Below are 24,587 nucleotides of genomic sequence, written 5' to 3'. Positions count from 1 at the left end.
CCTCAATTGATCGCCCGGTGGCGATCCTCACTTGGAGAATCCCAGATGAAACTGCTGCATATCGATTCGAGCATCCTTGGTGACAACTCGGCTTCCCGTCAGTTGAGCGAAAGCGTGGTCAAGGCCTGGAAAAACGCCGACGCCAGCGTTGAGGTGACCTACCGCGACCTGGCCGCCGACGCCATCAGCCATTTCAGCTCCGCCACCCTGGTGGCCGCCGGTACTCCGGCCGAAGTGCGTAACGCCGCCCAGCAGCACGAAGCCGAGCTGAGCGCTTCGACCCTCGCCGAATTCCAGGCCGCCGACGCCGTGGTGATCGCTGCGCCTATGTACAACTTCACCATTCCGACCCAACTCAAGGCCTGGATCGACCGCATCGCCGTGGCCGGCCAGACCTTCCGCTACACCGAAGCTGGCCCTGAAGGCCTGTGCGGTGGCAAGAAAGTCGTGGTGGTCTCCACCTCCGGCGGTCTGCACGCCGGCCAGGCCACTGGCGTGGCTCACGAGGACTACCTGAAAGTGCTGTTCGGTTTCCTCGGCATCACCGACATCGAATTCGTCCGCGCCCACGGCCTGGCTTATGGCGACGAAGTCCGCACCAAGGCCTTGAACGACGCCCAGGCGCAAATCAGCGAGCAACTTTTCGCTGCCGCGTAAGGCTTGTGTAAAAGTCGCTTACGCCCCAGGCAAGGCCCTTTAAACTCTGTATTCTGATGCCCTCCAGGCAGCGGGATACGGAGTTTTTCGTGTTCGTGCTTTTTTCGTTCTGGCCCGGGTTATGCAAATTGCAGTGCATACAGCGGCGTGATCCGGCCGACAACCCAGGCATCAGGCCAGCGAAACCCTGGCCAGTGAAGCAATCAACCGGCGTTTTCATCAGGTAGGGAAGGTGGTGCATCCATGATGCGTCTTTGGGCAATGTCACTGATCTGCCTGCTTGGCGGCCCGATTATCGTGCACGCCGCGCCCGCGCCCCATCCACATTGGAGCGTGGGTTTCCATGAGATGAGCTTTCTCGACCCGCTGGACCAGCAGCCGATGCGCGCCATTGCCTTCTATCCCTCCACCGGCATCGAGCACCACAGCAAGGTCGAGGGTTACCAGATTGCCGCCTCCCGGGATTCGAAGATCGCCATCGGCCGCTTTCCGCTGTTGATGCTGTCCCACGGCAATACCGGCACGCCGCTGGCCCTGCACGACCTGGCCACCTCGCTGGCGCGCAAGGGCTTCGTGGTGGTGGCGGTGATTCATCCGGGTGACAACTACAAGGATCACAGCCGGCTGGGCACCCTGAGCAATCTCTATGGCCGGCCGATCCAGATTTCCGAAGCCATCACCGCGACCCTGGCCGACCCGATGCTGTCGCCTTTCGTCAATGCCGGGCAGGTCGGGGTCATCGGTTACTCGGCCGGCGGTGAAACCGCGCTGATCCTGTCCGGGGCGACTCCCGACCTGGATCGCTTGCGCCGCTATTGCCAGGAGCGCCCCGACGATCACGATGCCTGCAATACCCAGGGCGAGCTGATCGTCGATCGCGACGACTTGCAACCGGTTGCCGACCCGCGGGTCCAGGCCTTGCTGCTGATGGCGCCGTTGAGCCTCAAGTTCGGGCGGCAGACCCTGTCTGGCGTGCATGTGCCGGTGCTGCTGTACAGCGGCGACGTCGACAAGCTGGTGGCCCTGGACAAGAACGCCGCGGCCCTGGCCCGCAAGCTGCCGGTGGCGCCGGACTTCAGGCTGTTGGCCGGGGCCGGGCACTTCGTGTTCATGGCGCCGTGCACCGAGGAGCAGTTACTGAGCATGCCGGCCTTGTGCACCGACGCCGATGGCGTCGACCGCGCGGACATCCACCGTAGTCTGATTGCCGAGGCCGGCCGCTTCTTTGCCCAGGCCCTGGGCAAGCCGAGCCGGGCCGGGATGCAGACCGCGGATCAGTGAGTCAGGCGTCGGCCCGGCGCATGAGCAGCAGGGTCAGGCCCAGGGCGCTGAGCGACAGCAGCGCCGCGCAGAAGAAAATCCACGAATAACCCAGGTTCAACGCCACCGCGCCCATCAGAGGGCCGGCAATCGCCAGCGCCAGGTCGAAAAACACCGCGTAGGCGCTCAGGCCGGCACCGCGGCTGGTGCTGGGCACCTGCTTGATCGCTTCCACCCCCAGCGCCGGGTACACCAGCGACAGGCCGAAGCCGGCGAGCCCGGCGCCGATCATGGCGAACGCCGTCGAGGGCGCCAGCCACAGCAGGATCAGGCCCAGGGTCTCGATGCTCATGCAGGCGATGGCCGCGCGATAGCCACCAAAACGGCTGATGCTGGAGATGAACAGCAGGCGCGAGAGGATAAAGCAGACGCCGAATACCGTCAGGCAATAGGCCGCGCCGGTCCAGCCACGGCTGAGGTAGAACAGGGTAATAAAGGTGGTCAACGTGCCGTAGCCGATGGACGCCAGGCTCAGGCCGGCGCCGTACGGCGCGATACGGCCGAACACCGCGCGAAATGACAGGCGCTCGCCACGGATCACCGGCACCGACGGCTTGTTGCGGATCAGCAGCAGGGCCAGGGCCGCCAGCAGCGACAAGGCCAGCCCCAGGCTTTCGAAACCGTAGTCGGCGACCATCACCACCCCCAGCGGCGCGCCGATGGCAATCGCGCCATAGGAGGCGATGCCGTTCCAGGAAATCGAGCGCGCGGTGTGTTCGGCGCCGACTTGGCCCATGCACCAGCTGATGGTGCCCACGCCGATCAGGCCCTGGGCCACCCCCAACAGCAAACGTCCGAGCAGCAGGATGCCCAGGCTGAGCAGCGGCATTGCCAGCAGCAGGGTGGACGCCAGGGTCAGCAGCCCGCTGAGGAAAATCCCCGCCAGGCCGTAGACGATCGCACGTTTGGTGCCGAGGTTGTCCGACAGGCGCCCGGCCATGGGCCGGCTGAGGAGGGTGGCCAGGTACTGCGCGCCGATGGTCAGCCCGGCCACCACCGCACTGAAGCCCAGCTCGCCGTGGACGTAACCGGGTAATACCGCGATTGGCAGGCCGATGCAGAGAAAAGCGATAAAGGTATAGAAGACGATGGAGACGATCTGCAGGGTGATCGCCATGGAGCTGGGCACGGGCTTTTGTTGCGCAGACATGAGGGCTCGTTCGCGGGCGGGCGGTTGGAGAACTGCATCATGGCGCGGGCTGGAAATAAAAGGAAGCAGGCTAACGATTTCTTTATGGCCGGCTATTTGTGGGGGCAGGGAGGACGTCATCGCGGGCAAGCCTCGCTCCTACAGAAACGTGTGCGCACGCTTGCCCGCGATGTTTTTATAGCCGGACAAAAAAAGCCCCGTCACCAGGACGGGGCTTTCAGACTGACAAGCAACGGGCGTTCCTTAGAACACCACGCCCTGGCTGCGCAGGTAGTCGTCGTAGGTGCCGCTGAAGTCGGTCACGCCGTTCGGGCTCAGCTCGATGATGCGAGTGGCCAGGGACGATACGAACTCACGGTCGTGGCTGACGAAGATCAGCGTGCCCGGGTAGTTTTCCAGCGCCAGGTTCAGCGCCTCGATGGATTCCATGTCCAGGTGGTTGGTCGGTTCGTCCATCACCAGGACGTTGGGCTTTTGCAGGATCAGCTTGCCGAACAGCATGCGGCCCTGCTCACCACCGGAGATGACCTTCACCGACTTGAGGATCTCGTCGTTGGAGAACAGCATGCGGCCCAGGGTGCCACGGATGATCTGCTCGCCTTGAGTCCATTGGCCCATCCAGTCGAACAGGCTGACGTCGTCTTCGAAGTCATGGGCGTGGTCCTGGGCGTAGTAGCCCAGCTCGGCGCTTTCGGTCCATTTCACCGAACCGGCGTCCGGGGTCAGCTCGCCCATCAGGGTGCGCAGCAGGGTGGTCTTGCCGATGCCGTTCGGGCCGATGATCGCCACGCGCTCGCCGGCTTCGACGGTGAAGCTGAAGTTCTTGAACAGGGTCTTGCCGTCGAAGCCCTTGGACATCTGCTCGATGGTCACGGCCTGGCGGTGCAGCTTCTTGGTCTGTTCGAAGCGGATGAACGGGCTGACGCGGCTCGATGGCTTGACCTCGGCCAGCTGGATCTTGTCGATCTGCTTGGCGCGGGAGGTGGCCTGCTTGGCTTTCGAGGCGTTGGCCGAGAAGCGGCTGACGAAGGTCTGCAGCTCGGCGATCTGCGCTTTCTTCTTGGCGTTGTCCGACAGCAGTTGCTCGCGGGACTGGGTCGCCGCGGTCATGTACTCGTCGTAGTTGCCCGGGAACAGGCGCAGCTCGCCGTAGTCCAGGTCGGCCATGTGGGTGCAGACGCTGTTGAGGAAGTGACGGTCGTGGGAAATGATGATCATGGTGCTGTTACGCGCCGTCAGAATCGTTTCCAGCCAGCGGATGGTGTTGATGTCCAGGTGGTTGGTCGGTTCGTCGAGCAGCAGCACTTCCGGATCGGAGAACAGCGCCTGGGCCAGCAGGACCCGCAGTTTCCAGCCCGGAGCGACTTCGGTCATCGGGCCGAAATGCTGTTCCAGGGGAATGCCCAGGCCCAGCAGCAGTTCACCGGCGCGGGATTCGGCGGTGTAGCCGTCCATCTCGGCGAAGTCGGTTTCCAGCTCGGCCACGGCCATGCCGTCTTCTTCGCTCATTTCCGGTAGCGAGTAGATGCGGTCGCGCTCGGCCTTGACCTTCCACAGCTCTTCGTGACCCATGATCACGGTGTCGATCACGGTGAATTCTTCGTAGGCGAACTGGTCCTGGCGCAGTTTACCCAGGCGAACGTTCGGCTCCAGCATGACCTGGCCGCCGGACGGCTCGAGGTCGCCGCCGAGGATTTTCATGAAAGTCGATTTGCCGCAACCGTTGGCGCCGATCAGGCCATAGCGGTTGCCGCCGTTGAACTTGACCGAAACGTTCTCGAATAGCGGCTTGGCGCCGAACTGCATCGTGATGTTAGCTGTGGAGATCAATTACTTTACCTATCAAGGGGTTGCGAGCATCGTGTTGGCTCTTGGGTCATTCCCGGGGCATGTTGGAGCGTTTCCATTTCGCCCCGGTCATCGCCAGAGTCGAGCCAGCGAGCATAAGTAGACAGCAACATCTGGACGCTATGGCCAAGTTGCTGGGCAATAAAGGTGGGAGGTCATGTTGGAATTTGGCGCGCATTGTCGCATATGTGCGCCGGCAGTTGTATGACGGCGAGCCACGGATTTTTCATCCAGGCGGCTCAGCGCCAGCCGTTGTAAAAGTCGCCGCTGCGGATTTGTCCCGGGCAATGCGACTTAGGTCGTGGCACCGTGGGCGGACACATTTTCACAAATCGGAGTTAACCTTTGGTTACAAACTGTGGCTAAAATGCCGACCAGTTGCCACATGCCATCATTGGCATGGGCTCAGGGACGTGCCTTCAGGACCTCTTATCGCTTTCGGACGCTGCACATGACCCCTCGGCCCAGGTGGCCCACATGGGGGCGCAGTATGTTCTCTTCTGACATGTGACGATTTCCGTGAAACTCATCATTGCCGCTGTTTACGTTTTATCCATTGCGTATGTGCACCTGCGTGGTCGCGTGCGCCATAAACTGGGCCGCCAGCTGAGTGATCACTCGAGCTTCCTGGCTCCCATCAACTGCTTCCTTTATCTGTTCTCGAAGATCCCCAACCGCCCGTACCTCGATCCGGCCGACTTTCCCGACCTGAGCCCGTTGCAGGCCCACTGGGAAGAAATCCGCGCCGAGGGCCAGAGCCTGCTCAGGGCCGGGGAGATCAAGCGTTCGGAGCAGTACGACGACGTCGGCTTCAACTCGTTCTTCAAGACCGGCTGGAAGCGCTTCTACCTCAAGTGGTACGGCGACAGCCATCCTTCGGCGATGAAACTGTGCCCGCGGACCACCGAGCTGGTGCAGAGCATCGGCTCGATCAAGGCGGCGATGTTCGCCGAACTGCCGCCGGGCTCGAAGCTGGTGCGCCACCGCGACCCTTATGCCGGTTCCTACCGTTACCACCTGGGCCTGGAAACGCCCAACAGCGCCGGTTGCTACATCAATGTCGACGGTGAGAAGTATCACTGGCGCGATGGCGAAGCGGTGATGTTCGACGAGACCTACATCCACTACGCGGAAAACACCACCGAGCAGAACCGCATCATCCTGTTCTGTGATGTCGAGCGGCCGATGAAGTACCGCTGGGCCGCCGCTTTCAACCGCTGGTTCAGCCGCACCGTGATGGCCGCCGCCGGTGCGCCCAACGATGCCGGCGACCGCACCGGGGGCCTGAACCGCGCCTTCACCAAGCTGTACAAGATCCGCCTGCGCGGTAAAGAGCTGAAAAAGCGCAACCGCAAGCTTTATTACCTGGAAAAGTGGGCGATCTTCGCTGCGCTGTTGCTGCTGTTCATCTTCATCTGATTCGCCGCACGGCGAATCGCTGATCGCGGGCAAGCCTCGCTCCTGCATGGGTTCTGCAGGAACGAGGCTTGTCCGCCATCACTTCCTCAAGGCTTGTCCGCCCCCAATTGCTGCCACATCTTCGCGGTGATCCGCTGCCGATGGGCGAAGCCGTGCCACGGATCCCTCCGTAACTCCTCCAGACGCTGCCCAAGGTTCGCCACATTCCACTGCTGGGCATGCCGGACATCGCCCAGCTCATCCCGGGCGATAGGCACCGAGACCGGCAGTCCCGGGCGGGCGCGTACCGAATAGGCGGCCACGGTGCTGGCGCCGCGGGTGTTGCGCAGGTAATCGACGAAGATCCTGCCGACCCGGTTTTTCGGGCCCATGGTCGCGGTGATGCGTTCCGGCAACTGCTGCGCCATGAACTGCGCGACGGCCTTGGCGAAGCCCTTGACCGTTTCCCAGTCGGCCCTGCGCGCCAGCGGCACGATCAGGTGCATGCCTTTGCCGCCGCTGGTTTTCAGGAAGGCCTGCAAGCCCAGCTCATCGAGCACCGACAGGGTCAGTTGGGTGGCTTCCAGCATGCTTTTCCAGGGCAGGGCCGGGTCCGGGTCGAGGTCGAGCACGAACAGGTCCGGGGTTTCGATCTGATCGTGAGTCGCGCCCCAGGTGTGCAGCTCGATGGTGCCCATCTGCACCGCGCCGATCAGCGCCGACGTACTGTCGATTTCCATCAGTCGCGCGTGGCCGGGGTCCAGCGCCGGGTCGAGGTGACGGATATTGGGGATGGCCAGGTGCTCGGCATGTTTCTGGAAAAACTGCTCGCCTTCCACTCCTTCAGGCGCCCGCAGCAGCGACACCGGCCGGTCGCGCAGGTGCGGCAGGATCTGCTGGTCGATGCTGGCGTAGAACTGCGCCAGTTGCAGCTTGGTGGTGCCGGACTGCTGGTCGATGACCCGTTCCGGGTGGGTGATTCTGACCCCGGCGACGCTGTGGGCGGCCGATTTATCCGAATGGGAGGCCGTATGCCGACTGCGGGTCTCGACGGCCTTGAAGGTCTGTGGCCGCTCACGGACGATTTCGCTGGCCGGCTTATCGCTGCGCAGGGCGATGAAGGCTGCCTGGCGCACCACCTGTTCGCGGGTCCACTCGGCGAACTCGGCTTCGGCCACCAGTTGCGGTTCGATCCAGTGCACGCCGCGGGCCTGGGCCGCGGTCAGGGGCTTGGCCAGTGGCGATGAATCCCGTTCAAGTTCCTGCATCCGCTCATGCAGCTGCTTCAAGGTCTTCTGGTCGAAACCGGTGCCGACCCGGCCGGCGTACACCAGCCCGCTCGCGTCGTTGACCCCCAGCAGCAGGGCGCCAAAGCCGCTGCGCGAACCTTGCGGCTTGGTATAGCCGACCACCACGAACTCCTGGCGCAGCCGGCATTTGAGCTTGATCCAGTCGGCGCTGCGGCGCGACACATAGGGGCTGCCGGCCCGCTTGCCGATCACCCCCTCGAGGGACAGGGCGCAGGCGCTTTCGAGGACGTCCTGGTGGTGGGCGGCAAAGGCTTCGGAAAAGCGCAGGACCTTGCTCGATTTGCGCCCGAGCGCCTGCTTGAGCGCCTGACGGCGTTGTTCCACCGGCGTTTCGCGCAAGTCCTCGCCCTGCAGAAAGGGCGCATCGAACAGGTAATAGATGATGTCTACGCTGCGACCGATATCGAAGGCGTTCTGCAATGCCTGGAAGTCCGGCAGGCCTTGGTCGTTGAGCACCACCATTTCGCCGTCCAGCCAGCTGTCCTTGAGCTTCAGGGCGGCCAGGGCCTTGGCTTGCTGGGGCAGGCGGCTGGTCCAGTCGTGACCGTTGCGGGTCAGCAGGCGCACTTCGTCGTCCTGGATCCGCGCGAGGATCCGGTAGCCGTCGAACTTGATCTCGTAGCGCCAGTCGCCGCTGGGCGCCTTGTCCACCAGGGTTGCCAGCTGCGGCGCCAGGCTTTGCGGCAGGGCGACGACCTTTTTTCCTGGCGGTTTCTTCGCGGTTTTTTTCGCGGCCTGGGGTTTGGCGCGCTTGTTGTCGCCCACCGTGGCACCGCTGAGCACGCTCCTGGGCAGGGCCTGGACCACGTCGTACTCGTCGCTCGGTCGTGCCTGGGCATCCTGCTCCTTGATCAGCAGCCACTGTTCCTTGTCGCCGCTGCCGCGCATATGGGTGCGCACCAGGGTCCAGTCGCCGCCGAGCTTCTCGCCGATCAGGGTGAACTTGAGCTTGCCGGCCCGGTAGCTGGCGTCGGGGTCGTCATGGGGTTGCCAGATGCCATGGTCCCAGACGATCACGTCGCCGGCGCCGTATTGCCCGGCGGGGATGCTGCCTTCGAAATCGCCATAGCTCAGCGGGTGGTCCTCGACATGCACCGCCAGGCGTTTTTGCCTGGGGTCCAGGCTCGGGCCCTTGGGCACCGCCCAGCTTTTCAGGCTGCCGCCCAGTTCCAGGCGAAAGTCGTAGTGCAGGTTGCGCGCAGCGTGCTTCTGGATCACGAAACGCAGGGCCGAGGCGGTCTTGGCGGATTGGCCGAAGGGTTTGTCCGCCGCCGGCTCCGAGGTGATCGCGAAGTCGCGTTTGCGCTGGTATTCACTCAAGGATCTGGCCATGACCCACTACCTTGTCATGCGAGCCGCGCCGTTCAGGCACTGGATCGCTTCGTGGTTTTCTTGGTCGCAGCGGCCTTGCCGGGTTTGTCCGGGCTGGCGGGCGGCTTGCTCCTGGATTTGCCGCCCAGGCTGCGCTTGAGCATTTCGGTGAGGTCGATGACATCGGCACTCCTGCGTTGCGCTTCGCCGGTGCGGCTTTCCACGTCTTCGATCTTGCCAGCCTGGGCCTTTTTCTCCACCAGGGCCATGATTTTGTCGGTGAAGCTGTCGCGGTATTCCTCCAGCTGCCAATCGGTGCTCATGTTCGCGACCAGGCGCTTGGCCATGTCCCGCTCGCCCTTGGTCAGGTCCGGGTGAGTCACCTCCGGCCCCAGGGCCAGTTCGTCGAGGCTGCGCACCTCGGCCGGCCAGCGCAGCATTACCAGCACCAGCGCCGACTCCAGCGGCATCAGCGCCGCCAGATGCTGGCGGGTGTGCAGCACCACCAGGGCCAGGGCGACTTTCGAGGTGCTCCGCAGGGTTTCGCGCAGCAGCGCATAGACCTTGCCGCCGCGCTTGTCCGGGGCCAGGAAGTAAGGGGTGTCAATGTTCTGCAGCGGGATCTGCTGACTGTCGACGAAGGCGAAGATGTCGATGGTCTGGGTCGACAGCGGGTGGGCCGAGCGGATCTCGTCCTCGCTGAGCAGCACATAGCGGCCTTTCTCGTACGCCACGCCCTTGACGATATGTTCCTTGCTGACTTCCTTGCCGGTGACCTTGTTGATCCGCTTGTAACCCACCGGGTCCATGGTGCGCTGGTCCAGCCAATCGAAGTCGACGCCCTGGGAGGAGGTCGCCGAGACCAGCGCCACCGGAATGTGAACCAGGCCGAAACTGATCGCGCCTTTCCAGATTGCCCGTGCCATGAGCCTGTCCCCGTATTGACTGTGGAATCGCTATGCAGCGACTGGTTTTCAGGTGACCCGTGGCGTGGCGCGAAAGTTTCCCCGGGGTGCCGGCTTGCAGGGGCGAGCCGATAACTCGTGTTACATGTCTGGCGGATTATTTAATTAACAAGGCCGAACCTGCGACGTAGCCTGGACTCGAATGCGATAACTCGTCGCCATCCAGGAGGGTCGCCATGAACAACCTGCTTCGCGGTCTTGCCGTGTTTGCCCTGATGAGCGGGGCCAGCATCGCGGCGTTCGCCGCACCCCAGGCGTCCTCGGACAGCACCGCCATGCTGCTGGCGCAGAACCTGCCCGGCAGCATCAACAACAATCCCTACAACAGCCCGATACGCCGGGCCAACCCCAACAGCATGCAGGGCACCCAGCCCAGTGCCCCGGCTGTCCGCGGGGTTAATCCGGTACCGGTGCAACGCCCTCCGACCCTGGAGAACGGCGGCATCGGCAACGGTTACCCGCGCACCATCACCCAGCCGCGGATCATCGATCCGACACCCGTGACCCCACCGCGTAACCAACAGCAGCGATAAACGCTGACCGCCCGAGGCCGATGCCGGCCCCGGGCGGACCCCTTTTTATCGACAGAAGGAATCGTGCATGTTGCGTAAAACCCTCTTGGCGACAGTCTGCGCCAGCCTTGTCCTGAGTAGCGCGCTACCGGCCGCGGCCGCCACCCGCCAACAATTGCAGAGCGAACAGGGCCCGCTGAGCGTGACTCCGGTGGTCGAGGGCCTGGATCACCCCTGGGCCCTGGCATTCCTGCCGGACCGCCAGGGCATCCTGGTGACCGAGCGGCCGGGCAACCTGCGGCTGGTCGGCGCCGACGGCAAGCTCTCGGCGCCCCTGGGTGGCGTGCCGCAGGTCTGGGCCAAGGGCCAGGGCGGCTTGCTGGATGTGGTGCTGTCGCCGGACTTCAAGCAGGACCGCCTGGTCTATCTGTCCTACGCCGAAGGTGGCGGCGAGGGTGGCACGGCAGGGACGGCGGTGGGGCGCGGGCGGCTGTCCGAGGACCTGAAGACACTCAAGGATTTCCAGGTGATTTTCCGCCAGGCGCCCAAGCTTTCCACCGGCAACCATTTCGGTTCGCGCCTGGTGTTCGACCGCGATGGCTACCTGTTCATCACCCTGGGGGAAAACAACGAGCGCCCGACCGCCCAGGACCTGGACAAGCTGCAAGGCAAGATCGTGCGCCTGTATCCGGATGGCCGGATCCCGCAGGACAACCCCTTCGTCGGCCAGCCGGGCGTGCGCCCGGAAATCTGGTCCTACGGCCACCGCAACCCCCAGGGCGCGGCGCTCAACCCCTGGAGCGGCACCTTGTGGGATAACGAGCATGGGCCCAAGGGCGGCGACGAAATCAACCTGATCGAGCGTGGCAAGAACTACGGCTGGCCCCTGGCAACCCACGGCATCAACTATTCCGGTGCGCCGATTCCCGAAGCCGAGGGCAAGACCGCCCCGGGCACCGTGGGGCCGCGGCATGTCTGGGAGAAGTCCCCCGGCATCAGCGGCATGGCCTTCTACGATGGCGACCGCTTCAAGGCCTGGCAACACAACCTGTTTATCGGCGCCCTGGCTTCCCAGGAACTGATCCGCCTGCAATTCGATGGCGACAAGGTGGGCCACGAAGAGCGCCTGCTGGGCGAGCTCAAAGAGCGCATCCGCGACGTGCGCCAGGGGCCGGACGGTTATCTGTATGTGCTGACCGACGAGGACAAGGGCACGCTGTACAAGGTTGGCCTGGAATAAACCAATCCCTTCTTCTGTAGGAGCGAAGCTTGCTCGCGAAAAAATCTTCAACGATAACGCGTGTTGGCAGGATGAATCGCCGCTTCGCGGCTATCGCGAGCAAGCTTCGCTCCTACAGAGGCACTGCGGCTGGGTAGAGGATCACCGCCGCCTGCAGCTTGCCGCTGCCGAAACGGCACATCTTGGCGAACTCGCCGTGGCTCACCGGCAGGTGCTGGCAATCCATCGGCTGGCGGTGCTGGCTGTGGTCGACATCGGGATCGTGCAGGTAGACAAACTCCTCGTCGCAGTCGGTGACCATCACCCAATGCGGGGCCTTGGAGCGGGTCAGGCGGTAGCTGCTGATCAGCACCAGGGGCTGGCCGCCGTCGGCCAGCAGCCTTGGCAGGTCCAGCGGGCCGCCCAGCACCTGCAAGACGTCGCTGCTATCCAGCTCTGCGCAGAACTCCTCGTGCACCAGGCGCATGACGTCTTTTTTATGCTCGTCGCGCACCCCACCAAGAAACAGCGGCCCGCGGGTATTGACCTGCAGCCTGACCCTGAAGCCCCGGCGCCACGCGGCCAACGCCAGCCCCTGGGGGCTGCAGCCGCCATGCCCGGAGGTCATGAACACGGTGGTCGCCTCGCGCCACAGTTGCAGCTCTTCGCGTCGCTCCAGCGCCCGTCCGGGTTGCAGCGCGCCCATAGCCATCAACAGGCAGGCCGGGCCACAGGTGAAATCGGTGGTCTGCTGGTAATAGGGCACGCTGATACTGCGGGTCTCGCGATGCTGCAGGATGCGCTTTTCCAGGCGCAGGGCATCGGTGTGGTCCTCGTAGTAGTCGTGCAGCACGGCGAAGCGCCGGTAGCCGCTGCGCTCGTAGAGGGCGATGGCCGTCGGGTTGTCGGTACGCACCTCCAGCCGTAGGTAGGCGCAGTCATGCTCCCGTGCGCAGGCCTCGATTTGCTCCAGCAGGCGCTTGCCCAGGCCCAGCCCGCGGGCCTCGACCGCGGTGGCGATGGAGTACAGGCGGGCCAGGGACGTACCGCGATGGAACAGCACCAGGGCGTACCCCAGCAGCTGGTCCGCCTGCTCGGCGACGATCAGGCGCGCATGGGCGCGGCTGATCATCCACTGGAAGCTGCGCGCGGTGAGGCGATCGGTGGTGAAACACTGCTGTTCCAGTTGCACTAATGCGGGCAAATCCTCAGGTGTGGCAATGCGAAAGACAAGATCCATATAACCGCCGTAAAAGTTGCGTAACGAAACGAGACTTTCAGAAAAGTTCGTGCTTAATAGAAAAGGTCTTGTTCTTAAGCGGATCAAACATTATGTCAGCGGTACAAGGTCATTGGCGTGGAGTATCCGAGCAAAGTCTGCCGGCGACAATAACGCCGGTTAATTATTTTTCAACGGTGAGTGAAACTTCCAGTCAGTTGGTGATTATTGTCGAGCGCAAGGAAGATTGGGCTTCCTACTTCCCCAGCGAAGACATCCTCAGCGCCCAGGAGTACCTGGAACAGACCCGCGAAACCCAGCCCGGCAAGCGGGTCCAGGTGATCAACCTGTGCCGCAGCTACAAGTACCTGGGCCACGGTTACTACTGTTCGCTGCTGGCCGAGGCGCGGGGGCACAAGGTGATTCCCTCGGTGCGCACCATCAGCGAACTGACCCGAAAATCGCTCTACGGACTGGCCCTGGACGACCTGGATAAAACCCTGGAAAAGGCCCTGAGCAATCATCTTTACAGAGATACCGAAGGTTTTACCCTGACCCTGTACTTCGGCAAGACCCATATCGAACCGTTACAGGAGTTGGCCCGCCAGTTATTCGAAGTTTTCCCCTGTCCGATATTGCTGGTGGACTTCAAACGAACTAACGGCTGGCATATCGAAGGCGTGAAGTCCGGGGCCTTACATAAGTTGCGCGAAGACCAGGAAGATCAATTCGCCCATTCCCTGGACAGTTTCAGTCGCAAGATCTGGCGTGTGCCGCGCTCGAAAAGACTGGCCCGGTATGACCTGGCCATCCTGCATGACCCCCAGGAGGCCTTGCCGCCTTCCAACGCCCGGGCGCTGGAGAACTTTGTCCGGGTCGGCAAGGGCCTGGGCATCGACGTCGAGCTGATCGAGAAGAAGGACTACCCGCGGATCGCCGAATACGACGCCTTGCTGATCCGCGAGACCACCAGCGTCGACAACCACACCTACCGCTTCGCCAAGAAGGCCGAAAGCGAGGGCCTGGTGGTGATGGACGACCCGACCTCGATCCTGCGCTGCACCAACAAGGTCTACCTGACCGATCTGCTGAAAAGCCACCAGTTGGGCATGCCCGCCACCGAGATTCTCTACAAGGAGCGACCGGAAGATTTCGAGCGGGTCGGCGAACGCCTGGGCTTCCCGCTGGTGCTGAAGATTCCCGACGGTTGCTTCTCCCGCGGGGTGATCAAGGTCGAGAGCCAGCAGGCGCTGCTGGAGGCCACCGCTGAGCTGTTCGAGCATTCGGTGTTGCTGCTGGCCCAGGAGTTTTTCTACACCGAGTACGACTGGCGCATCGGCGTGCTCAACCGCAAGCCGATCTTCGCCTGCCAGTACTTCATGTCCAAGGGCCATTGGCAGATCTACAACCACAAGGCCAAGGGCCAGGACATCAACGGCGAATGCCGCACCCTGGCGATCCACGAGGCGCCGCGGGCGGTGGTGGAGCTGGCGGTGAAGACCGCCAACCTGATTGGCGACGGCCTGTACGGCGTGGACCTGAAACAGTCCGGCGACAAGGTGGTGGTGATCGAAGTCAACGACAACCCCAACCTCGACGCCGGCATCGAAGATGCCTACCTGCGCGACGACCTGTATTCCCTGGTGCTGGAGGAGTTCGTCCGCCGCCTGGAGCTCAAGCGCCGCGGCCAGGCCTGGTGAACGGCCGATGATCAAGAGCTATCAGCTGAGCCAGGGCCGCCTGCTGGCGGTGGAGTGCCTGGACGCCGAGGTGATGCTGTTCAGCAACCCGGACCCCGCCGAACGCGATCTGCTGCGCACCGGCTTCAAGCTCGACGAGCATGCCCTGGCCTCGGCCCTGGACCCGGACGAGGTGTCGCGCATCGAGTTCCACCCGGACAACCTGTTCCTGATCTGGAAGCGTCCGGAGAACTATTCCGGTGGCGGCAGCCTGTCGTTCGAGGTGTCGTCCTGCGGCCTGCTGTTTTCCCCGCAACGGCTGCTGCTGATCGCCCATGACGACAGCCAGCTCAGCGGCCTGGGCGCGCGCCAGGCCTTGAATAGCCCCCTGGATGTGCTGCTGGACCTGCTGTCCAACAACATCCATCACTACCTGGGGCACCTCAAGGTGATCAAGATGGTCGCCCGGGAGTTGCAGCAGCAGTTCAACGACTCGATGGAAAACCGCCACCTGATCCAGATGTTCAACCTCAGCGAAAGCCTGATCTATTACATCAACGCCATTCACAGCAACGGCGCGGTGCTGACCCGCCTGCGCAACCACGCCGAAAAAGAGCATTTCAGCGCCGAGGCCATCGGCCTGATCGACGACCTGATCATCGAGAACAACCAGTGCTACAAGCAGGCGGAGATCTATTCGACGGTGTTTTCCGGGCTGATCGATGCGCGCGGCAACCTGATGAACAACAACATGAACAGCCTGCTGCGCAAACTGACCTTGATCAACGTGGTGTTCCTGCCGCTGAACCTGATCGCCAGCATCGGCGGCATGTCCGAATTCAGCATGATGACCGCCGGCACCCCCTGGTGGATTGCCTACCCGCTGTTCCTCGTGGCGATGCTGCTGGCGGCAGGGGGGATGGTGCTCGGTCTCAGGCGCCTGGCCGGGGGCAGCGGCAAGTGCGCCTGAGCCTTCAGGCCGGTTGCAGGGTCAGCACTTCATAGCCGTCGCGGGTCACCGCCACCGTATGTTCCCACTGCGCCGACAGGCGGTTGTCGCGGGTGACCACGGTCCAGCCGTCTTTCAGGCCGCGCACCCGGGCGCTGCCCTGGTTGATCATCGGCTCGATGGTGAACACCATGCCTTCGCGCAGCTCCAGGCCGGTGCCGGGACGACCGAAATGCAGGATCTGCGGCTCTTCGTGCATCTGCCGGCCGATGCCGTGGCCGCAATACTCGCGCACCACGCTATAGCCCTGAGTTTGCGCGTGTTTCTGGATGGCATGGCCGATATCGCCAAGGCGCGCGCCGGGGCGAACCACCTTGATGCCTTGCCACATCGCCTCGAAGGTGGTGCTGACCAGATGCTGGGCCTTGGGGCTGACATTGCCGACCAGGTACATCTTGCTGGCGTCGGCGATAAAGCCGTTCTTTTCCAGGGTGATGTCGATGTTGATGATGTCGCCGTCCTTGAGAATGGCCTTTTCATGGGGCATGCCATGGCACACCACCTCGTTGATCGAGGTGTTGATCGAGTAGGGGTAGCCGTACTGGCCCTTGCTGGCCGGGCGGGCGCCCAGGTCGTGGCGAATGAAGCGCTCCACCGCGGTGTCCAGCTCCATGGTGGAAAGGCCGGGCGCGACCAGATCGTCGAGAAAGGTGAACACCGTCGCCAACAGGCGCCCGGACTCACGCATCAGCGCCAGTTGTTGCGGGGTCTTGATCAGGGCCTGGGTCATGCGCTGCGCCCCCGGATCAGGTCGCTCTTGTTCAGCAGCAGCTTGTTGATCAGGTCGTTGTAGGCCAGGTGCGGATTGAGCTCGGCCAAGAGGCCGATCTTGATCCAGAACTCGGCCTGGGCGTTGATGGAGCGATCCATGGCGTCGCTGGCGACGCGGATCTGTTCATGCAGCTGATCTGAAATCTTGACGATGCCCACGGGGTTTCTGTCCTGGTAAATATACGAAGCATATACGTTTCATATATTCGCGGGCAAACCCAGATCGCTCGACCGGGCTCAAGCCTGCTGGCGGGCAGGGCGGGTGGTTCTCCGTTCACGAAGGCCGCGAACCACCAGATACAACAGCGGGCCGATGGAGACGAACACCGCCGTCAGCAGCAGATAAGGCAGCACCGACCGCGCGGACTGGCCACGGGAGCGGGCGTCCCGGTACATCCAGATGCCGGCCAGGGTCGCCAGCAGGTACAGGTCGATCACCACCTGCGCGGTGTCGGGGCGGGACATCAGGCTGAGGCCGAACTCGAGCAGCGATTGTTCCGCCTGCAGCATCACCGCGAAGGTGTAGCCGGCAAAGGCGATCAGGGCAATCAACGGCAATCCGACAGACTTCATGGGTTCCTTCCTTGGTGGCTGAATGAGGGCTGAGAAGCGAGCCGCGAGAGTAGCGCAGGCAGCGGTCGCCTCAAAGAATTGGCCATTGACTTGCCAGCAGCGTGCCGGTTAATTTCCTGGCCATGACTTTTTCCGCATTGCGTTCCCAGCCAAGCATTATTACCGCCATTCCTGATTGGCGGGTTTGCTGACGACTGCACCCAACCCGCCCTAGAGGCGGGTTTTTTCTTTCTGTCTCCGGGGCCTTCAACACAGCCAGGAGAGCCGTATGAACCATCCCGCCGAGCCCGACACGCAACTGGACCTGCTTGAGCACTACGTGAAGAAGATTCTCGCGGCGCCGGTCTACGACCTGGCGGTGCGTACGCCGTTGCAGCCGGCGCCGGCCTTGTCGGCGGCGCTGGGCAACCAGGTGCTGCTCAAGCGCGAGGACCTGCAACCGACCTTTTCCTTCAAGATCCGCGGTGCCTACAACAAGCTGGTGCAGCTCAGTGACGAGCAGAAGCGTCGCGGAGTGATTACCGCATCCGCCGGTAATCACGCCCAGGGCGTGGCGTTGGCGGCGCGGGAACTGGGGATCAAGGCGACCATCGTCATGCCTTCCACCACGCCGCAGCTGAAAGTGCAGGGCGTCAGCAGCCGTGGCGCCGAGGCGGTGCTGCACGGCGAGAGCTTTCCCTTTGCCCTGGCCCATGCCCTGCAACTGGCCGAGCACAGCGGCCAGACCTTCGTCTCGCCCTTTGACGACCCGGACGTGATCGCCGGGCAGGGCACGGTGGGCATGGAGATCCTGCGCCAGCACGCCGGGCGCCTGGACGCGATCTTCGTCCCGGTGGGCGGTGGCGGATTGATCGCCGGCATCGCCGCCTATGTGAAATACCTGCGGCCCGAGGTGCGCATCGTCGGCGTCGAGTCCGAACACTCCAACTGTTTGCAGCAGGCGTTGCGGGCCGGGGAAAGGGTAGTGCTGCCCAGCGTCGGCACCTTCGCCGACGGGGTCGCCGTAGCGCAGGTCGGCGCCCATTGTTTCGAGCTGTGTCGAGTGCTGGTCGACGAGGTGATCACGGTCAGCAACGACGAACTCTGCTGCGCGATGAAGGACATCTACGACGACACCCGTTCCATCACCGAGCCGTCGGGGGCGCTGGCGGTGGCCGGGATCAAGCGGTACGTGGCCCGCAGCGGCGTACAGGGCGAAACCCTGGTGGCCATCGATTCCGGAGCCAACATCAACTTCGATCGCCTGGGGCATGTGGCCGAGCGCGCGGCTTTGGGCGCGGTTGCGCTGGTGTAAGAAGGAGCAGGGCCTCTGTAGCCGCTGGCGAAGCCTGCGCACGAGCGCGAAGCGCTCGCCAACCGAACCACTGCTGCACCGCGTTGCCTGGCCTGGCGGCTACTGCGTAGCCGATCGCAGCCTGCGGCAGCGGCTACATCACCTGCGATGCAGCCGCCACGGTCTGGATTATTCCGCGCGGGCCTTCTCGACTTTATCGGAGGCGGACCACAGGCGGTAGCGCACTTCAATGTCCTTGGGGGCGTAGATCACGATCGGCAGCTTGCTGTTGTAGCGCAGCACGAAGCCTTCGCCGACCACCGGCACGAACGCCTGCTTGCTGGTGCCTTCGGGACAGGCCATCAGGGTGCTCATCGGGCCGCTGACCTTGTCCAGGCGGTAGTAGGGATAACCCCAGCCATCCAGGTTTTTCTCTTCCAGGGTGCCGCCCAGGCGCTGACGGTTGCAGTCGACGGTCAGGGTCTTGCCGGCCAGCACCTCGACCTTGAAGTCTTCTTCCTTGGCCTGCTTGGGCAGATGGATCACCTGGCGCACAAAACCGTCTTCGGCCTTGGGGTAGGGCGCCACGTCTTCGAGTTTGGCCGCATGGCTCAGGGTGGAAATACCGCTCAACAGCACAGCGACGGCGGTGGAAACAGGAAAAAAGCGCATAAGGCCTCCTTGCAGGTTGATCGACGGCTCTCTCCATTTAGAGGGAGTCGCTTGCTTGAAACGCCGGGCAGTTTGACCGGGTAACGCCCGATCATGCAAACCGTGGCCCGCTTCGCTGCGGCAAATAGCATGAGGTTTTCCTTCAATACCCAGGGGTAAGTCGATGATTTATCAAACATGGCAACGGGCGGGAGGACGGCATGCATATGCTCCATCCGCTATCGGCGAGAGGCCGCTATCGGATCCGCAGGAGGTCCTCCAGGCGGGCGAAAGACCCAGGACTGAGGGTGAAAAAAGCCTCACTGCTCAGAGCAAAATAGAATTTAGTAGAAGCGCAAATACGGCCTAGTCTAGGAATTGGCTTTCTCTTCCAGGGAGGTTTAGTCATGCCGTACGCCGTATTTCGGGGGTGGAATCCCGAGACGATATTCTTGCCATCATTGAATGGCCACTGCACCAACGGAGAGATCTGCCATGTTCTTATCTGCCTTGGAACTGCGCAATATCATTGAATGCAGCTTCCTGCCCAAACGCTGCGAGTGCACCCTGAGCCCCGACCTGCACATGACCGTGAAAGTCTATGGCGACCATGAAACCGACCGTGTGGACCTGGTGGTCACCGGTATCGATGCGGCGAGCCTCAACGGCTGCCGGGAAATCAACGACCTGATCGCCGAACTGCGCTACGACCTGGCCAATCATCCGGGAAGCCAGCCCATCACCCTGAAATCCAGGGCTCATTGATCGGCTGCTTTGCCAATGCCTGCGTTGCCTGCCTGGCCTGGATAGACCCGGGCCAGGCGCAAACTCGACCCTCACCGCGAATAAAATCCCCGCCTGAATCTCACAGAGCTGCCTGTAACCTTGCGCGCGGTAGAGCAGGAGCAGTCTTCAGTTCTGATAACTGCAGGCGTCCGACAACTTGCGGTAGCTGATGGCTTCCAGCTTGCCCGCCTTGTCGATAAAGGTCATGTCCGCGGTGATCACCTTGCACTCCGGCGTCGCGGGCTCGGTCATCGACACCACCTTGGCCACATTCAGCGGCATGCCATAGTGATAAGGCACCGGCTGCACCTGGGCTGTGTCCGCCTGAGCCCCACCCACGACCCCGACAAAAGCCAAGGCCCCGACCAGCAAAATACGCATGTTCATGAGAATTTCTCCGATAAGCCCGACACAAACCGCCATCGAGCGCGCCGCGGAGGGCGGCAGAGGATTCTGCGCTGCGCGGTCCCGTACAGTTTTGGGCTGGGGGATTAATCGAAGATTAAGTAGGGGGCTAATGATTTGCGCGGAAGGGAAACTGCCCGGCGAGATGTTCCTTGGGCAAAAACGCGTATTTGGTGTTCGGCGGTAAGGGCTGAAGGCAGGGGACAGAAGCCCCTGCCTTGCTGGTCGTCAACGCCTTGCCCGATTCCGGGCAGGCACTGAATACACTTATTTCTTCTCTTTCTCTTTCTCCTTTTCCTTCTCTTCTTCCTCCGGCAGATCGATCCCACGGATATCGAAGTAGTATTGCCCGCTCATGGACTTGGCTGACTGTTGAGCGAGGGACTGTACCAATTGGTCATGAATGAAGTGACCGAACAACAGGCTCACTTCCTCCGGCAATGGCGACAGTTGCTCCTTGAACCATTCCTCTTCCAACAGCACCTGCCACACCAGCATCTGCTGCGGTGTGCCGGCGGCCCTGTAGCCATCCCGTGCCCGGCCGCTGCGCATGCTGCGGGCTTCGCTGTCCACATCTTCGAGCCAGCCGAGTTGTGCCCTTAGCGTCTCGCGCTCGGTTTGCAGTTCCTGGGTGCGCTTGAGGCGGGCCTGCCTCTTTTCCTGGGTTTCCACCGGGCGGCTGAACATTCCGGCGCTATTCCCCGCGGCATACTGGCTGGCATTCAGGCGATCTTCTTCTTCGCCGATCTCCCGCAGGCGCTGCACATAAGGGCGTGAGATCGATGCCAGCCAGCGGATATACAGGCGCATATGGCCGAGGAAGGGCGCTTTATTACCCAGGTTGAGGTTCTTCAACTGGGCGATGCTGGCCTTGGCGGCCTGTTGATAGTGTTTGACCAGCGCAAAGGCGCCCTTGCCGTTTATATGGTCGTTGAAGGTGAACAGTCCGGCAGTCTTCATATCGATATCCGGCAGATCTTCGATATGGGGAAAAGGCACTCCAGCCTGGAACGCTGCGCGGTACATGCGGTGTAAACTGACCAGGGCCAGTTCGGCGCTGGGCTTCTGTTCGCCGGGCAGCAGGCTGCCACCGACATCTTCGCTGACCCCGGGCATCAGTTCCTCACGCCACTTGGCGTTGCCTTTGCCGAGCAGGCTGGCCCGTCGGTAAAAGCGTCGCTCGTGGGCAGCCACCAGATGCAGCGCCTGCCGCACCTGTTTGGGCAGGCCGTTGGAGTCTCCCAACACCGTACTCGTGGGCACGGGTATGTAGTCGTCGACCAGCGGTATCTTGCTATGGCTACGGTCCACCGCATCGAACAGGCCGGCAAACAACACGACCAGGCGGGCACCCTGATACTCCACCTCTTCTCCATTGATCAGGCTGCGATCCCGCAGACGATAGAGAAACCCCCGGGCCAGGGTGGCGCCATAATCGAAGCCATATACGGACAGTTCGATACGCTTCAATGGAGGGCCGCTCAATGCCTTGATCTTGCCAACTTCAACGCTCAGATAATCGATAGCACCATCTATACGAACATTGGCTCCGGTCTTGGCCACCTGAGCCATACCAGGGTTGTCGCGCAAGGGCGGTATGGCTTCAGCCACGGCGTCAACCACCGCGCTTTTGACCACTTTGAAAATTTTGATGGGGGCACTCACCACGCTTTTCACGTCGCGCTTCAAGCGCTCCCACCAATTACGGCCATCCAGCACGTCCTTGAAGACTTCTTTCGCTCTGTCCTGTGCCACATCCTTGGGTATATCTGCGGCTTTTTTGCCAATGATATCCATACCCGCGTTGGCAGTGGTGGTCAGGTCTGCGATGTACTCCTCACCCATCCCGGAAAGGTATGCCCGTCGATAGTTATAGGAATCTTTGTCCTTTTCGGTATGGGGGTGTGCCATATACATCTTGGCCACATTACTGACACGACCTGTCTGCAGGTCTTTCAATAAATGGCGTCCAAAACCGTCGAAAAAAAATCCGATCCGCAAGGTCCGTTCACAAGTGGTGACGTGAGAGTTGTTGAGCGGCCCAGTACAACGGGCTCCGGCAGCGGTTGCCAGATCAGCATTACGAGTGCTCATTGGGGTGTGGCTTCCTGATCCTTGGAATTAGGCACTGATGGGGCCTCCTTGAGGTTTTCATAAGGGGTATCCAGGTTGGCGCTCCAGGCCAGACGAACTTGGTCTCCGGGAAAAAAGTGCACGTGCAAATAGCGGTCACTGCGTTGGCGGGGAGGGTTAGGGATCTCTATTGATAGGGTTTCTTCCCTAGCTCCTTGCTCATGTTGTGTACGGGTCATGCTCTTGATCCAGTCTACCTTCAGTGTCGTGCCTTCTATGCGCCAACAGCAGGTCATACCCCCTCCACCATTTGCAGCGGCGTTCCCCCCCCAATTGTCATTAATGAAATAACTGAAGATGGGTCGATCCGTATGGTTGTGAGCATAAAGCGCCGCCCCCGGCATTCGGCTGTACTGCCAGATGAAATAGGCGGGAATCATCGTCCCCAAAACCAATAGATTGATGAGGGTCTTCTGCAGACCGGACAAAGACTTCCAGCGATTTCTGAGTGATTGAATCGATGTCACAACAAACTCCTTGTTGGTGCGAATCTGTTTCTGCGCACGGTCACGTTCTTTTGCCTGGGGGCATTTCTGTTGCCCAGCTCACGCTATTTGCAAGTCGTTCAATAGTTGGCGCCAAAAAAACTCGACTCATTGGGGTTGAACTTCCTGATCCTTGGTGGCGGGCACTGCTGGTGCTTCCTTGAGGTTTTCATAAGGGGTGTCGAGATTGGCGCTCCAGGCCAGGCGAACCTGGTCGCCGGGGAAGAAGTGCACATGCAAATAGCGGTCACCGCGCTGGCGGGGAGGGTTAGGGATCTCGATTGAAAGGGTTTTCTCTTCGAGCCCTTGTTTAATTTGTTCTGGCGTCACGTCCAATATCCAATCCACTTTCAGTGTCTTGCCCTCGATGCGCCAGCAGCAGGTCATGCCCCCATTTCCCCCCCAATTGTCATTGACGAAATAACTGAAAATCGGGCGATCCGTATGGTTATGCCCATAAAGCGCCGCACCCGGCATACGGCTGTACTGCCAGATGAAGTAGCTGGCGACCAGCGCTGCCAAAGCCAACCAGTGGATCAGGGTTCTCTGGCGGCCGGACAGGCGCTTCCAGCGCTTTGCGAGTGACGGGAACAATGTCATCAGGCGCCTTCTTGCGCGGCCAGGGCGTTTTCCAGGGTGTCCTGGTCATCTATGACCTGACGCAGGACTTCGGCCCATTCGGGGCGCTGGTGCAGCGGGCTACGGGTGATCAGGCTGTGCAATACGAAGGTCGACTGATCCTCCTGCTGGTCCAGGCCCTGGGCTCTGGCGATTTGCAGCAGGTCTTGCACCTGTTGCAGGCGTTCGCCGTGGCAGTCGCTGGCAAAGGCCTCGGGGGCGACGTTTTCGGTCTGTACCAGCAGCTGCTCGGCGTGGGCGTCATGCTGCAGGCTGTGCATCATCGGCTCATCCAGGCGTATCGGGTGGTACTCGGGTACTTCGCTGTGCGCCGGGCCGGCAAAGCGCTGCCAGTCCTTTTCAGCCTTGACCCACCAGGTATCGAGGGGGCCGAACAGCCACTGGTGCCATGGCTGGTAATTTTGCTGGTGGAGCAGGGGCAGTACCTCGGCGCTGTAACTGCGGATCAGCAGCACCGCATCGTTGGCGTCCTGGCAGACCAGGGCGTCGCCAAGGTGGGTGGCCAGCCGATTGGCAGGCAGGGTGCTGCTCAACCAGCCGGCCAGGTTCGAACCGAACAGCTCGTGGATCGCCACCAGCTGCTCGAAAGCTTGACCGGTCATGTCCAGCAACAGCGGCCCGTCATTGCGCAGTTGGGCCAGCTCGGGCTGGTACATCAGGGGCCAGCGGGCGCCTTCCAGCTCCACCAGGGCATCGCGCTGCTGCGCGTTGAGCAGGGCCTGCTCGACGATTGCCGCAAGGCTGAAGCCCTTGGCCGCGGCGTTGACCCAGTCCTGCTGGCCTTGCTGCAAATCGCTCATGGCTGTGCTCCGGACAGAATCGCCTGGCGTTGGCGGATGGCCTTGAGCAGGCATTCGACACAGATACCCTTGGGCGGCGCCAGGCGTGGTATTGGCGCGTTCAAACGGCCCAGCAGCAGGCCGCCGGCCTTGTCGGCGTCGGCAAGCTTCAGCAGGCCCGGCAACAGCGGCGCCGCCGGTGTACCCACCCCCGGCGCGCCGCCGGAGTTGATCTTCACGTCGGCGCCACTGATGGTCACGCCACCACCGTCGAGCTTCACGAAGCTGCCACCGGCCTTGGCGGTGAGTTCGGCGCCGGCTTCCAGGACCACGATGTTGCCGGTCTTGTAGTGAATCTCCTGACCGGCTTCGACAAATTGCGCGGTGCCGATGTTGGCGTGCTGGGTGACGGCCACGGTGAGGTGGTCGTTGGCGCGGATTTCGCTCTTGCGGTCGAGGTGGGTGATGCGGTGTTCTTCGGCCTTGAGTTCGGTC

22 protein-coding genes and 2 pseudogenes are annotated in these 24,587 nt (G+C 62.1%); 9 read left to right on the top strand and 15 right to left on the bottom strand.

Translation table 11 applies throughout. The annotated features are described in order from the left end of the window. Nucleotides 1–45 precede the first annotated feature (45 nt). Nucleotides 46–657 carry an FMN-dependent NADH-azoreductase gene (locus DK261_RS12535; protein WP_009048898.1) on the top strand — a complete coding sequence of 204 codons (612 nt, stop codon included), beginning with the start codon at nucleotides 46–48 and terminating at the stop codon, nucleotides 655–657. A 243-nt stretch (nucleotides 658–900) separates the two neighbouring features. After that, a complete protein-coding gene (locus DK261_RS12530) occupies nucleotides 901–1,938 on the top strand; it encodes a dienelactone hydrolase (RefSeq protein WP_009048899.1) in 1,038 nt (345 codons plus the stop codon). A gap of 1 nt (nucleotide 1,939) precedes the next feature. Here the strand turns inward: DK261_RS12530 and DK261_RS12525 are convergent, their stop codons facing one another. Together DK261_RS12525 and DK261_RS12520 are read right to left on the bottom strand one after the other, a co-directional pair. Next, the gene (locus DK261_RS12525; protein WP_053268989.1) at nucleotides 1,940–3,127 is read right to left on the bottom strand and encodes an MFS transporter; all 1,188 of its coding nucleotides are present in this window, start codon (nucleotides 3,125–3,127) and stop codon (nucleotides 1,940–1,942) included. A 243-nt stretch (nucleotides 3,128–3,370) separates the two neighbouring features. Further along, nucleotides 3,371–4,957: an ABC-F family ATPase gene (locus DK261_RS12520; protein ID WP_009043780.1), complete on the bottom strand. Its 1,587-nt coding sequence runs from the start codon at nucleotides 4,955–4,957 to the stop codon at nucleotides 3,371–3,373. Nucleotides 4,958–5,494: 537 nt separating this feature from the next. Here DK261_RS12520 and lpxO point away from each other — a divergent pair. Further along, nucleotides 5,495–6,394: a lipid A hydroxylase LpxO gene (gene lpxO, locus DK261_RS12510; RefSeq protein ID WP_009048901.1), complete on the top strand. Its 900-nt coding sequence runs from the start codon at nucleotides 5,495–5,497 to the stop codon at nucleotides 6,392–6,394. A gap of 86 nt (nucleotides 6,395–6,480) precedes the next feature. Here lpxO and ligD read toward each other — a convergent pair whose 3' ends face one another. Next, nucleotides 6,481–9,015: a DNA ligase D gene (ligD, locus tag DK261_RS12505; protein WP_110175783.1), complete on the bottom strand. Its 2,535-nt coding sequence runs from the start codon at nucleotides 9,013–9,015 to the stop codon at nucleotides 6,481–6,483. Nucleotides 9,016–9,047: 32 nt separating this feature from the next. Further along, nucleotides 9,048–9,920, bottom strand: a complete 873-nt coding sequence (locus tag DK261_RS12500) for a Ku protein (protein ID WP_110175782.1) — start codon at nucleotides 9,918–9,920, stop codon at nucleotides 9,048–9,050. Between the two features lie 215 nt (nucleotides 9,921–10,135). Here DK261_RS12500 and DK261_RS12495 point away from each other — a divergent pair, with 215 nt between their 5' ends. Both DK261_RS12495 and DK261_RS12490 read left to right on the top strand, forming a co-directional pair. Beyond that, nucleotides 10,136–10,492: a hypothetical protein gene (locus DK261_RS12495; protein WP_016701742.1), complete on the top strand. Its 357-nt coding sequence runs from the start codon at nucleotides 10,136–10,138 to the stop codon at nucleotides 10,490–10,492. Nucleotides 10,493–10,559: 67 nt separating this feature from the next. Continuing rightward, entirely contained in the window at nucleotides 10,560–11,711 is a 1,152-nt protein-coding gene (locus tag DK261_RS12490; protein WP_016701743.1) for a PQQ-dependent sugar dehydrogenase, read from the top strand. 112 nt (nucleotides 11,712–11,823) lie between these two features. Here the strand turns inward: DK261_RS12490 and rimI are convergent, their stop codons facing one another. Beyond that, entirely contained in the window at nucleotides 11,824–12,930 is a 1,107-nt protein-coding gene (gene rimI / locus DK261_RS12485) for a ribosomal protein S18-alanine N-acetyltransferase (RefSeq protein WP_110175781.1), read from the bottom strand. A gap of 92 nt (nucleotides 12,931–13,022) precedes the next feature. Here rimI and DK261_RS12480 point away from each other — a divergent pair, with 92 nt between their 5' ends. Next, entirely contained in the window at nucleotides 13,023–14,609 is a 1,587-nt protein-coding gene (locus tag DK261_RS12480) for a RimK family protein (RefSeq protein WP_110175780.1), read from the top strand. A gap of 7 nt (nucleotides 14,610–14,616) precedes the next feature. Then, nucleotides 14,617–15,558: a magnesium transporter CorA family protein gene (locus DK261_RS12475; RefSeq protein WP_110175779.1), complete on the top strand. Its 942-nt coding sequence runs from the start codon at nucleotides 14,617–14,619 to the stop codon at nucleotides 15,556–15,558. Between the two features lie 4 nt (nucleotides 15,559–15,562). On the opposite strand, the gene map is transcribed toward DK261_RS12475, so the two are convergent. The 3 genes from map to DK261_RS12460 form a co-directional block, all read right to left on the bottom strand. Then, complete coding sequence (gene map / locus DK261_RS12470) at nucleotides 15,563–16,327, bottom strand: type I methionyl aminopeptidase (protein ID WP_009048909.1); 765 nt, start codon at nucleotides 16,325–16,327, stop codon at nucleotides 15,563–15,565. Beyond that, nucleotides 16,324–16,527, bottom strand: coding sequence for a ParD-like family protein (locus DK261_RS12465; RefSeq protein WP_007926402.1), 204 nt, complete (start codon nucleotides 16,525–16,527; stop codon nucleotides 16,324–16,326). Before DK261_RS12465 ends, map begins: the two co-directional genes overlap by 4 nt. Before the next feature lie 78 nt (nucleotides 16,528–16,605). Beyond that, nucleotides 16,606–16,941 carry a DUF2834 domain-containing protein gene (locus DK261_RS12460; protein WP_038632262.1) on the bottom strand — a complete coding sequence of 112 codons (336 nt, stop codon included), beginning with the start codon at nucleotides 16,939–16,941 and terminating at the stop codon, nucleotides 16,606–16,608. 268 nt (nucleotides 16,942–17,209) lie between these two features. Here DK261_RS12460 and ilvA point away from each other — a divergent pair. Further along, nucleotides 17,210–18,217 (top strand): annotated as a pseudogene (gene ilvA, locus DK261_RS12455) (threonine ammonia-lyase, biosynthetic); the annotation flags it as partial. A 186-nt stretch (nucleotides 18,218–18,403) separates the two neighbouring features. Here the strand turns inward: ilvA and eco are convergent. Continuing rightward, nucleotides 18,404–18,886, bottom strand: a complete 483-nt coding sequence (eco, locus tag DK261_RS12450; RefSeq protein ID WP_009048913.1) for a serine protease inhibitor ecotin — start codon at nucleotides 18,884–18,886, stop codon at nucleotides 18,404–18,406. A gap of 474 nt (nucleotides 18,887–19,360) precedes the next feature. Here eco and DK261_RS12445 point away from each other — a divergent pair, with 474 nt between their 5' ends. Continuing rightward, a complete protein-coding gene (locus DK261_RS12445) occupies nucleotides 19,361–19,630 on the top strand; it encodes a DUF1652 domain-containing protein (RefSeq protein ID WP_009048914.1) in 270 nt (89 codons plus the stop codon). 147 nt (nucleotides 19,631–19,777) lie between these two features. Here the strand turns inward: DK261_RS12445 and DK261_RS12440 are convergent, their stop codons facing one another. From DK261_RS12440 to DK261_RS12415, 6 genes and pseudogenes are all read right to left on the bottom strand, one after another. Continuing rightward, nucleotides 19,778–20,038 carry a DUF2790 domain-containing protein gene (locus tag DK261_RS12440; RefSeq protein WP_110175778.1) on the bottom strand — a complete coding sequence of 87 codons (261 nt, stop codon included), beginning with the start codon at nucleotides 20,036–20,038 and terminating at the stop codon, nucleotides 19,778–19,780. 285 nt (nucleotides 20,039–20,323) lie between these two features. Continuing rightward, a complete protein-coding gene (locus DK261_RS12435; RefSeq protein ID WP_232539773.1) occupies nucleotides 20,324–22,150 on the bottom strand; it encodes a phospholipase effector Tle1 domain-containing protein in 1,827 nt (608 codons plus the stop codon). Next, on the bottom strand, nucleotides 22,147–22,656 hold the full coding sequence (locus DK261_RS12430) for a DUF3304 domain-containing protein (protein WP_038632265.1): 510 nt from the start codon (nucleotides 22,654–22,656) through the stop codon (nucleotides 22,147–22,149). The genes DK261_RS12435 and DK261_RS12430 overlap by 4 nt, the downstream gene beginning before the upstream one ends. 126 nt (nucleotides 22,657–22,782) lie before the next feature. Further along, nucleotides 22,783–23,274, bottom strand: coding sequence for a DUF3304 domain-containing protein (locus DK261_RS12425; protein ID WP_038632267.1), 492 nt, complete (start codon nucleotides 23,272–23,274; stop codon nucleotides 22,783–22,785). Continuing rightward, entirely contained in the window at nucleotides 23,274–24,113 is an 840-nt protein-coding gene (locus tag DK261_RS12420) for a DUF4123 domain-containing protein (protein ID WP_110175776.1), read from the bottom strand. The genes DK261_RS12425 and DK261_RS12420 overlap by 1 nt, the downstream gene beginning before the upstream one ends. Next, a pseudogene (locus tag DK261_RS12415) lies at nucleotides 24,110–24,587 on the bottom strand (type VI secretion system tip protein VgrG); the annotation flags it as partial. The pseudogene DK261_RS12415 and the gene DK261_RS12420, both read right to left, overlap by 4 nt.

It is taken from the genome of Pseudomonas sp. RW409 (assembly GCF_003184125.1).
Classification (GTDB): Bacteria; Pseudomonadota; Gammaproteobacteria; order Pseudomonadales; family Pseudomonadaceae; genus Aquipseudomonas; species Aquipseudomonas chlororaphis_I.
Note: the sequence above shows the minus strand (reverse complement) of the source record. Positions and strands in the feature narration are given on the sequence as shown.